Origin of the sequence: Vibrio sp. V30_P3S12P165 (genome assembly GCF_009904905.1) — a bacterium.
Classification (GTDB): domain Bacteria; phylum Pseudomonadota; class Gammaproteobacteria; order Enterobacterales; family Vibrionaceae; genus Vibrio; species Vibrio fujianensis.
Genome location: NZ_WXWH01000058.1, coordinates 40,538 through 52,163, shown reverse-complemented (window position 1 = coordinate 52,163; position 11,626 = coordinate 40,538). Strand labels below are relative to the sequence as shown.

General features: G+C 41.0%; 9 protein-coding genes. 5 read left to right on the top strand and 4 right to left on the bottom strand.

Going from position 1 to position 11,626, the window contains the following annotated elements:
• The coding region (locus CAG57_RS11720; protein ID WP_161439530.1) for a hypothetical protein at positions 1-463 on the bottom strand (463 nt) is incomplete at its 3' end.
• 405 nt (positions 464-868) lie between these two features.
• Here CAG57_RS11720 and CAG57_RS11715 point away from each other — a divergent pair.
• The 5 genes from CAG57_RS11715 (at position 869) to CAG57_RS11695 (ending at position 4,953) form a co-directional block, all read left to right on the top strand.
• On the top strand, positions 869-1,480 hold the full coding sequence (locus tag CAG57_RS11715; protein ID WP_337247044.1) for a LemA family protein: 612 nt from the start codon (positions 869-871) through the stop codon (positions 1,478-1,480).
• Positions 1,461-2,396, top strand: a complete 936-nt coding sequence (locus CAG57_RS11710; RefSeq protein WP_161427414.1) for a TPM domain-containing protein — start codon at positions 1,461-1,463, stop codon at positions 2,394-2,396. The genes CAG57_RS11715 and CAG57_RS11710 overlap by 20 nt, the downstream gene beginning before the upstream one ends.
• 250 nt (positions 2,397-2,646) lie before the next feature.
• Entirely contained in the window at positions 2,647-3,339 is a 693-nt protein-coding gene (locus CAG57_RS11705; RefSeq protein ID WP_161427413.1) for a CDP-alcohol phosphatidyltransferase family protein, read from the top strand.
• 2 nt (positions 3,340-3,341) lie between these two features.
• Positions 3,342-4,274, top strand: coding sequence for a phosphatidate cytidylyltransferase (locus CAG57_RS11700; RefSeq protein WP_161427412.1), 933 nt, complete (start codon positions 3,342-3,344; stop codon positions 4,272-4,274).
• A 7-nt stretch (positions 4,275-4,281) separates the two neighbouring features.
• A complete protein-coding gene (locus CAG57_RS11695) occupies positions 4,282-4,953 on the top strand; it encodes a lysophospholipid acyltransferase family protein (RefSeq protein WP_099611408.1) in 672 nt (223 codons plus the stop codon).
• A gap of 103 nt (positions 4,954-5,056) precedes the next feature.
• Here CAG57_RS11695 and CAG57_RS11690 read toward each other — a convergent pair whose 3' ends face one another.
• The 3 genes from CAG57_RS11690 to CAG57_RS11680 all read right to left on the bottom strand — a co-directional run bounded on the left by CAG57_RS11690 (position 5,057) and on the right by CAG57_RS11680 (position 11,524).
• Complete coding sequence (locus CAG57_RS11690; protein WP_161439529.1) at positions 5,057-7,114, bottom strand: IgaA/UmoB family intracellular growth attenuator; 2,058 nt, start codon at positions 7,112-7,114, stop codon at positions 5,057-5,059.
• Between the two features lie 223 nt (positions 7,115-7,337).
• On the bottom strand, positions 7,338-10,409 hold the full coding sequence (locus tag CAG57_RS11685) for an efflux RND transporter permease subunit (RefSeq protein WP_161433762.1): 3,072 nt from the start codon (positions 10,407-10,409) through the stop codon (positions 7,338-7,340).
• 2 nt (positions 10,410-10,411) lie between these two features.
• On the bottom strand, positions 10,412-11,524 hold the full coding sequence (locus CAG57_RS11680) for an efflux RND transporter periplasmic adaptor subunit (RefSeq protein WP_161433764.1): 1,113 nt from the start codon (positions 11,522-11,524) through the stop codon (positions 10,412-10,414).
• Positions 11,525-11,626 lie beyond the last annotated feature (102 nt).

Sequence of the window (11,626 nt, the reverse complement as noted above, 5' to 3'; positions counted from 1 at the left end):
AATCACCACCATAGAAATATTTATTCTCGAAATTATAATCTCTTTTTACCTTGCCATATTCAAGAATAAAAACATATGGAGTAAACTGAATAAACCAAGGAGTGGTATTATCTGAGCTTGCATATCTTGTCTGAATAAAAATCCTCAAATTACTGTCTGATGTTTTACAAGAAAAAACAAACACATCTTGTCCATATGGATTAAAATCTTTTTGTTCAAATAATAAACGTCGCTTACCAGCGATTGTTATGAATGCGTTAAGAATACCATCATTGAGGCCCGCTTGTTTGACGATACTCTCTTTCTGGAAAGAAATGAGAAAACCATCACCTTGGAAATCTTTTATTTTCTCATCTTGAGTTTCTTTATATGATAATACAATTAAATCTCCAACATTTTCATCACTGGCTCGAGCTATACTAAAGCACAGTGTTAAGATGATAAGGTAGACATAACTTTTCATAAAATCGTAACCTTAAATTATTTTTTTATTAATACAGCCATCCATACCCAAACAACTTGGAGTTGCAGGTCGGCGGCAAGTGAGTCAGTCCACCACTCCCACCAGTTACCACCCGGCGAATGAACTCAATGATGCAACAAAATCTGCTGATGGTGGTAAGTAAAATTCAACTTGTTGAATAAGTTTTCATCATCTGCTAGATTGCGGGCGAATGAATAGGCTCCTATACAGGCAACACACACATTGGTTTATTTGTGCAATTTAGACTCTCCTTACTTGAAACAGTAGCGGTGTTATACCCAAACAAATTGCACCGATCTGCGACGTCAAGTTAATTAGCTGTATAAAAATCCGCCAAAATTGATTATTCCGTTCATCTACAATAAAACAAAAATAGGAACACTTGTGAAATATTTATACATCTTCTTAGTGCTGTTAACATCGATAAACTTATCGGGTTGTGGTTACAATGATATTCAACGTCAAGACGAAGCGGTAACCGCAGCATGGTCTGAAGTGATCAACCAATATCAACGTCGAGCAGACTTAGTTCCGAACTTGGTCAATGCGACGAAAGGCTATATGGCACATGAAGAGAAAATATTAATTGAAGTGACTCAAGCCCGAGCAAAAGTTGGTAATATGCAAATCAATGCGTCTTCGCTCCATGATCCAGCAGCATTGCAACAATTTCAAGCAGCTCAAGGTGAGTTATCCAATGCATTATCACGCCTGATGGTCGTCAGTGAACGTTACCCTAACCTAAAAGCTGATAGTTTATTCCAAAACCTGCAAGCCCAAATTGAAGGCTCAGAAAACCGCGTAACGGTCGCTCGAAATCGTTATATTCAAACGGTTCAACAATATAATACCTTAATACGTATTTTCCCGAACAACCTCACGGCAGCACTCTTTGGTTATGAAGTGAAACCAAACTTTACTGTCGAAAATGAAAAGAAAATCTCCCTTTCCCCTACGGTCAACTTCGGTGATCATCATGCGCCTATCACAAACTAACCCAACGTTAACACGCCAATGGATTCAAACCGTCAGCTTGATCGTTATGCTATCCATTTCGCTCTTTTCTTATGCTACAGAGCCGCCACAACTTAAGCGGCATATTACCGACCAAACGAACACGCTGACCAAGGCGCAAATCGAACAACTCGACCAACAATTAGTGGCATTAGAAAAGCGCAAAGGAGCACAATTGGTGGTGTTAATCGTTCCCACCACTGCCCCACAAACCATTGAGAGTTATTCGTTCTCGGTAGCCGAAGCAAATAAAATTGGCCGTAAAGAAACAAATGACGGTGTGTTACTGTTAATCGCTAAAGATGATCGACGTTACCGAATTGAAGTCGGCTATGGCCTTGAAGGCGCGATCCCAGATGCCACATCTGCGCGAATCCAGCGTGAATACATGAGCCCGCATTTTAAACAAGGCGATTTCTTCGGCGGTATTCATGCCGGTGTTGATGCCTTGATTCAATTGATTGATGGCGAAGCCTTGCCACCACCTTCTACAAAAAGTGAGGGGTATAGCTTAGGCAAAATCTTTCTCGTCATTCTATTACTAAGCCCATTGCTCCTAGTCGCCATTATTTTACGCCGGATCGTGTTCGCTTTTATTGGCGACCGTGGCTTAGTTGCCCGTATGTTTGTCGGTGCCATGATCATGGTTCTATTTTCTTTTTTCATTGGGCTGGAAGATCAGGCATACACCGCGCTAATCAGTGCCGCTATGGGAGCGGCCTTCCTTGCGATACCGGAGGGTTGGTTCAACTCTGGTGGAGGTTCAAGCCATGGCTCGTACAGTTCAGGTCGTTCAAGCAGTTCGGGTAGTTCGGGCAGTTCGAGTAGCAACTCGGGTGGTGGCTTTAGTGGCGGCGGCGGTAGTTTTGGCGGCGGTGGCTCATCAAGTAGCTGGTAACGATACCCCCAAACCAATACATCACTTTAACTGTTTCTATACCCAAACAAGTTGGAGTTGCAACCAACACCGCTGCATCTTCAAATAAGAAGAGTATATACCCAAACAACTTGGAGTTGCAGGTAGACGGCAAGTGAGTGAATCCCCATGAGCATAGACAGGCTATGTGATTGGGGTGAAAGAACGTAGCCAACACCCCTGCAGCTTCAAGTAGGAAGGGTATAGCAATGATTATTTTTTACGAGGTTCTATGAATACCAACAACACTGATGAAAAAAATCGTCGTCCTCTCGCGGTAAGGGAGCTTAAAGTCACCAAGGGCATCGCCATCTGGTTAAGTCGGAAGCAGATTACCCCTAACCAAATTTCACTGATGAGTATTGCTTTTGCGCTACTGGGGTGTTTGATATTGATGATATATCGTCAGATGCCCGCATCATTTTGGTTAATCCTGACCGCGATATGTATTCAGGCGCGCTTACTGTGTAACTTATTTGATGGCATAGTGGCCGTCGAAGGCGGGAAAAAGACCCCCGCCGGTGAACTTTTTAATGATGTTCCTGACCGGATTGCCGATCCGTTATTCATTATTGGTGCGGGATTTGCCACCGCTTCGGCGATGGGTATGACGCTGGCTTGGCTTTGCGCTTTACTCGCCGTGTTAACCGCATACATCCGAGTTTTAGGCGTCAGCATGGGTGGTGAAGCCGATTTCCAAGGGCCCATGGCCAAACAACATCGAATGGCGCTCTTAACTTTTACTTTACTGTTTATCGCAGCCTTATCCTTATTTGATGAAGTGCCAACCTTTTTTATCTATACCATGGATGCGGTGTTAGCCGTGATGTTGATTGGCCTAATTGTGACCATCAAACGTCGTTTACAGCACATCTACCAATTTCATGCAACGCGCCTCTCGTGGCCTAACGAACAAGGTGAATGACTATGTTCCATCTTCCGCAGCACTCACTGCATGTCATGTTGGCCATTTTAGCCGCTTTAATCACAGGCACCGTGTGTTATTTGTGGCTCTCACGTCGCCATCCAGAACGAGATTATCTTGAGCTGAAACTGCGCATCCGCTCTTGGTGGTGGATGGTTGCTATTGTCTTTATCGTGTTGCAGTTGCCACTCAACTACACGCTGTTTTTCGTCGGCTTTTTGAGTTTTATGGCACTCAAGGAATTTCTATCCATCGTACCGACACGAATGACGGATCGCCGAGTCATTTTTTGGGCATATTTATCTATTCCGTTTCAATATTACTGGCTCTCAATGGGCTGGTACGGCATGTTCATTATTTTTATTCCGGTTTATGTCTTCCTCTACCTACCCATGGTTATGGTTTTCATTGGTGATACCAAGGGCTTTATCCGCTCTGCTGGCATCATTCACTGGGCGATGATGTTAACCGTTTTTTGTATCAGTCATATGGCATACTTGCTGGTTTTACCCAGCTTGAACCCCGACGCAGGAACTGTGGGTATGCTGTTATTTTTATTAGTCATGACACAATTTAACGACGTCGCACAATATGTGTGGGGGAAAAGTTTCGGCAAGCATAAAATCGTTCCGAAAGTGAGCCCCAATAAAACGTGGCAAGGTTTTATTGGCGGCACGTTAACCGTCACACTCTCTTCGTATTTCGTTGCCCCTTATTTAACCCCATTGACGGCCAATCAAGGGCTTGTGGCGGGTCTGATTATTGCTTTGAGTGGCTTTATTGGGGATCTGGTTGTTTCTTCGGTGAAACGTGATCTGCGGATTAAAGACACAAGTCAGTTTATCCCAGGACATGGAGGAATTTTGGATCGTATCGATAGTTTGATGTTTACCGCGCCGTTGTTCTTCCACTATCTTTATTACCTTTACTACTGAGGTGTGTATGGCGCGTCTTCTCAAAGTGCTGTTTTTTTTATTGATCGTCAAACCCCTTGTGTTTATTGGTTTGGGATTAAATGTCTTGCAACGACAACATTTACCGAGCCAAGGCCCGATCATTATCGCAGCGAACCATAATAGCCATTTGGATACCTTAGTCCTGATGGCTCTTTTTCCGTTACACTTAATTCATCGAGTTCGCCCTGTCGCTGCGGCCGACTATTTTCTGGCTAATCCATTTGTCGCTTGGTTATCACTCAATATTATTGGCATCATTCCGATCCGTCGAACGCCTTCAAGTAGTGAGCGCGATACCGTGCTACAAGCCTGTCATGACGCGCTAGAACAAAATGACATTCTAATTATTTTCCCTGAAGGTAGTCGTGGTGAGCCGGAAATTATGAGTGGCTTAAAAAAGGGAATTTATCACTTAGTCAAACATCATCCGCAACGTTCGGTGTTACCGGTGGTGATGCGTGGATTAGGTCGCTCCCTGCCCAAAGGAACCGCGATGTTGGTACCTTTCAACTGTGACGTTGTCATTGGTGAACCGTTAAGCGGCTTTACGGATGCAGAGGATTTTGTGCTCACGATGCAAAAGAGTTATCAGCACTTAGCTACACACTGCATCACACATTCCCAAGCGGCGGTCGACGATCATCAGCAGGATTTTTAGCTATCTATCACCAGCATTCCCTCCCAATCACATCGTAAAATGAGGTGATTGGGAAGAACCGATACCACAGCAATTTTCAGTAGAAAGGAGAGCTAAGTTTTACTCACCTCATTTGGGGGGTTGAAACAATTAGCCAAACCATACGTGTAAAGTGTATAGCAGCGAGGCCTAGCAATACGAATAACAATGCTAACACCAGCCACTGCTGCATGAAATCTTGTTGGGTCAAGTCGGTTTCTAGCACCAATTCGAGGCTATCGGCTGTGGCTCTTGCAGAAATAACCACACCTTGTATCTCGCTAAAATTTGACACTTGGTTGAGGTATTCACGGAAAGTGGTCAACCCATCGATACTAAATTGGGCATTTAATTGGTCATATAATTTTTCAAGCTTAGGAGGAACCTGGGTAGCGCTTGCTAAATGAATCAACACTGCTGGTTCAGAGAGTGGATCACTCAAGTGGTTATCAACCAATTGCTGGCTAATCTCTTTATAAACTAATGCCATGGCCTGTTCTAGCGGATAAGTTTCACGCTTATGAGTCACCAAATAGGCAGTTTCATACTCATCTGATACCATTTGTTGCCAACATTGCTCAGCCGAACAAGTGCTCGGATTTGGTAAATCCGCTAATAACTTCTGCCACTGTTTAGTTAACTCTTCTTTAAATTGAGGACAATGCTCCGAGTAGTCACAAATAGGAGCAAATAATTCTGTCATCTTTTTGAAATATCGACCACTTAAACCTCGAATATCTTTTCTGGCACTAATGGTCTGCTTATTTAGTGATGCCAGAATAGTCAGGCGATAATAAGTATTAGCATTTAATTCTGGAGTAAGGTTGGCATTATTGTAGTTGTTAATAAATGCTAATTTAGTTTCCTCTACACTATCTGGCACACTCAATGTTGGTAACGCGTGATCAAGTAAATAAAAACGTTGGCATAAAACAGAATCAAAGCCATCCCAGTGGTTTTTTTCTGTTTTTAAACATTGCCGATGACCAGACAACACCACTTTTTCGCCTATATTGGGATGCTGTTCTAACAACTCAGAAGCCCCATTAGCGGTAATCTTTCTCTCGTGCCAAATTTGTTGCAAACTCGCATCAAAAATAGGTTTTTCGACCATATTAAATGCAATTTGAGCGAAGATTAAAATAGCAATTAGCATACTAACATGAGGAGTAACTTGCGGTCTTGCTTCCGGCTGATCGGCGGCTAGCGATAAATTTTTATCGATAGAAACTAGTTTTTCTCTTTCAGGATACACCTCAAAATTAACAAAATGATCTATTTTTCGTTCGAGTTCCTTTTTCCATTTAATGGGTGCATAGTAAGCGTATGAGCTAGCCATCGTTAATTGAGGCGGCTGAAAATATACCAGAAGCTCATCGCCACTCTCTTCTAGACTATAAATTTTTCCATTCATTTTAGTCACCATCACAGGTTTAGAGTGAGCGCGACGCATTCGAATAAAAAGCCAATAATTCAAAGGAAGGAGAAATAAGCTAGTGGCTGTTGCCAGAGCAGGATATCGCGAGTCGAATAACAATAAGAATAAGCACATGTTCAGCAGTACTGCGATCATACTGCCCATACCCAAGCCAGTGGGTTTTAATTGCTGATGTTCAGAAGCGTTGGCTTCACGTTTACCGGTTATTTTGATGTTGCTTTCTTTTAATTGACCTATTTCAGCATTATGTATTTTTTTATGATTAAGTTCTCGATTTTTCTGTTCGGTAGCGTCCTCTGTGATATACCAAACGTTATTTAATGAAATAAGCCAAGCTTCATCATTTTCATATATCACTTCAACAATATTTTCTTCGGGTTGTAGGTATGGCTGAGCGGTATAAGGGATATCGACCAAATATCCATTTATAGTGAAAAATTGCTCTGTGGCAAAACCATTTTTCTTCAATACCGACTTGGATATTTCACCAATAATTTCATATACTTGAGTATCTTTAGGTTCGAAATTAAATTTAGTTTTTAACGCATTTCTTTCCGCAAACGTTGTATGACGCGTTGGTTGAAGATCTTGGGGTAAACTTTCTAGTTTAGATTTAGCTGTGTCTTTTTCAGCTTTAAAACTAATTAAAGCAACAAGAGAAACAATCGCTATTATTAAGCTTATTATCAATATAAAGTTATTCATATCGCAAAAATTAAGTCATCAAAAAGATTGGTCAATGTAGCAAAATACCATATTGAAATCATTACAATTTGCGTCGTTGATTATCCACAACCATCTTGTATGCTAAAACAACAATGCAAAATGGTTTGAAGCCAATTTGCATCGTTGTAAGTTAGTGTTAAGAGAAAAGCAAGAACGTACTCAACCTCGCTAAGCAGCGCGGACGACGATATGCATTGAAAGATTAGCTGGTGACAAAATATTCTACTTTAATCTGATATATAATCGTATAAATCACAGGTAAAACAACCAAGGTAAGCACCGTGGCAAAACCTAAACCAAACACTATCGTTACCGCCATTGACTGAAAAAAAGGATCTGAAAGTAAAGGAACCATTCCTAACATCGTCGTTAATGCCGCCATCCCAACAGGCCTAACCCGACTCACCGCTGATTGATAAACAGCTTGGTAAGGCGGTTTACCATCTTTTAATTCCACGTTAATTTGATCAACCAATACAATGCTATTTTTGATAATCATCCCACTTAAACTCAGCATTCCTATAATTGCCATAAAACTCAAAGGAGCATCTAATACTAGTAGACCAAAAGCTACGCCTATCACCGCAAGCGGTACGGTCAACCAAATAACAATCGGCTGTCGTAGCGAATTAAACAGTAAAACGGTAATCAAAAACATGGCTAAATACCCCATGGGGATAGAGCTAGCTAATCCTTGCTGCGCTTCAGAAGAGATTTCAAATTCACCGCCCCACTCCAGTGTATAGCCAGCAGGTAACTCTAAGGCCTCAACCTTATGACGTACTTTTTTGAGTAATGAATCAGCGGTTTCATGGCTATAAGTTGCCGGATCAGCTAATACCGTAATCACTCTCTTTCTATCACGACGCATGATGATGGGGTTTTCCCACTCACTAGTAAAATGGCTAATCAGTTGGGTTATCGGTGTGAAATCACGATATTTAGAGCTCCAAACTTGTAACTCATTTAAACTATTAGCCTGTTTACGTTCATTCGCCGGGGAACGAGCAATTATCGGTAATAGGTGTGAACCATCCCGATAAATACCTATTTGTTGACCATTAAAATTGCGTAGTAAAGCGGTATCTAGATCTTGCTTACTAATTCCAATTTCACGTGACCGAGCTAAATCAATTTGTGGTCGAATAAATAAACTCTGATTTCTCCAAGTATTACGAATATTATCTGCGTCAGATTCTTGATCAAAGATAACCTTAACATGCTCTGCTAATTTTCGAAGTATTATAGGATCATCCCCATACAGCCTTGCCTCTATCTTCGCCGCTGGAGATGGGCCATTTTCCATTTTTTTTACTCGATATTCAGCTTCCGGATAAGTATCTCTTAAATATTGCTCTAGCCAAGGTAAAAACTGGGCTAGATTTTCTAAATCTCTCATCTCAAGTAGTAATTGAGCGTAAGCAGCATACGTTTTTTCTGGCTGGTAGGTTAATGCAAAACGTTGCGCTCCCTGCCCGGTCACCGAGGTAATATTCACTATACCGTGTTCATCATAAATAGGTAATAAGTCGCGTTCAATACGCTTGACTAACGTCTCAGTACTGAGGATATCAGTGCCTTCTGGCATCCAAATATCGACCATAAAAATAGGTGTTGTAGATGCTGGGAAAAATACACTTTTTACTTTTGTCATGCCGACTACAGCAGCAATGAGCATCAGGAAAACGGTGATCAAACTCAAAAAACGATAACGCATTGCAGACGATAATATTTTATCGTATATATTAAAAATGACTCCGTTATAAGGGTTTTCTTCAGCATTATTTTTATCTCCATCCTTAAAAAGTAAATAACAAAAGAAAGGAGTAATTGTAATTGCCGTCAACCAACTGATTGATAATGATATAAGCAATACTTGGAATAAAGAGGCACAAAACTCTCCCGTAGCATCTGATGAAAGGCCTATCGGCGCAAAAGCCATAATCGCAATGATGGTCGCACCTAATAGCGGCCCTTGACTTTGTTTAACAATACGACTAGCCGCCTCCCTACGACTTAATCCTTTTTTTATACCAATAATAATACCTTCAGTAACAACAATTGCATTATCAACTAGCATGCCGAGAGCAATAATTAATGCGCCAAGTGAAACGTTCTGTAACTGAATACCAAATACATTCATGACAATAAATGTCCCAAGTATAGTAATCGTTAAGACGGCCCCCATCAAAAGCCCGGATTTTAACCCCATAAACACCAACAAAACGAGAATCACAATCGCAACAGACTGAGCAAGATTAATGATGAATCCACTAACGGATTTATCCACAATTGATCCTTGATCATAGATGACATTAAGTTGCATTCCGACTGGAATTTCAGATGATAATGATTCTAGATGTTGGCTAATTGCCCGAGAAATATCGACCACATTCACGCCAGAAGAATAAGAAATACCGACCGATAAAGCTTTTTCTCCATTGTTATGATAAATTTGACTTGGTGCTTCTGTGGTCGTTCGATATACATTAGCAATATCTCCCAAATAAATTAACCGTTGGCTGTCCGCAGGGCTGACTAAAATATTTTTCATTTCGGTAATATCAACAAATTCCCCTGTTGGATGAATTCGTATTCGATAATCACCAACCAGCATTTTTCCTGCATTGGAAACCACATTTTGAGTTTGCAATAGCCCGTAGATATAATCCGGCTCTAACCCTAAAGCCGCTAATTTTTGCTGGCTTATTTCTACTACGACTATTTCTTGTGGAATACCCGAAACGGAAACTTTTTTTACCCCAGGTATTAATACCAGTTCTCGACGTAATAAATTACTAAAATTATGCAATTCTCGATAGCTATAATCTTTTCCAGTAAGATTGAGTAGATAACCATAAACATCAGAAAAATCATCAACAATTACCGAGGGGCTAACACCAGTGGGCATCGTACCTTGCGTATCGTTCACTTTACGCCGTAATTCATCCCATACTTGCGGTAAACTATGCTTATCATATTGATCGCTAATTTCTACTTCGATTTGAGATAAGCCCGCACTATTGATTGACGTTATGTGCTTTATCTGTGACATCTGCTGAATCGCATCTTCTAATGGAAGCGTCACTTCTTCTTCTACCTGTTCCGAGCTTGCCCCCGGATAGTTAGTAATCACTAAGGCTGTTTTTATGGTAAATTCAGGCTGCTCAAGTTGTCCTAAACTCGTGAAAGAAATAACCCCTCCAACCATCATCAATAATACAACCATCCAACTGATCACTTTATGGTTAATGCTATAGAGCGCTGCATTCATGGTTATACCCCTCTCGCCCAAGTCAGGGGTTTAACTAACTCTTTTCCCGTTAACGAGTTGACACCATTAACAACCACTTGCTCACCACCCTCAAGCCCAGACAAAATTTCAACCCCTTCAGCGCGAAGATTACCTAGTGAAATCGGGGTTAATTTCAATATCTGAGTCTCTGGCTGATATACCCAAACAAAGGCATCATGTTCCCCTTTATCTGTAAAATCCTGACCTGTTTTCACTAACGCACTCAATGGTAAAAGTGCCATCGAAGGATAATGAGAAGAATCAGGGATCATATCAATTGAGACCGTCGTACTCATCCCGGGTAATAAATGCATGTGTTCTGGTGCGGTTAAGGTAAAGGTCATTTCATAGGTTTGTGTTCCTTCCGCTGCAAGAGAACTATGCTCTTTATAACGCAACAAAAAACGCTCCCCTAAACTATCAAACTGCGCAAAAGCCTTTATATCTTCAAGAGGCATGGCATTTTTTAAGTCAAGAAGCACAGATTCTGGCAATTGAATTTTTAGATCAAAAGTATCGATATTTTGCAAAGTAATGATGGTTTGATTCGAAGGAATCATTTGGTAGTTATCCGTATGTACCTTCGCGATAACACCTGAAAAGGGAGCATATAACGTCGTATACGCTAATTGATCCTTGCTTGCTCTCAGGCTAGCCTCTGCTGATTTTAAGATCGCACTGGCACTATCAACATCTGAAGCCGAAATTAATTTTCGGTCCAGTAAAGTTTGCTTGCGTTTAAAATCAACTTCAGCCAGTTCAAAGTTTGCTTTTGCATTCAACAGAGCATTGATAGCATCACGTTTATCTAACTCGGCAAGAATATCACCTTGAGTAACAGATTGTCCTTCCACTAAATCTAGTTGAATCAGTTCTCCATTAATTCTAAAAGCAAGGTCTGCTTGCTGGCTCGCATAGACCTTACCAGGGAAACGTCGTTGTTGTGACGACGGGGATTGATCAATAAGAAGCAATTTTACCGAGCGAGGTGCACTTGGATGGGTAGCTTCGTTTTGACTGGCAAAATTACAACCAGCAAGCAAAGTTGATAGTGCAAATATGCTAGTAATTGGATAAAACATAAATTTCAACATAGTATCCTTGAGATCTGTCTACTAATAAAAATTTATTATAGAGAACCCTTCCATTGCAAAAAACACAACAATGTGCAACATTGAGTTCTAAAAATCAAAACA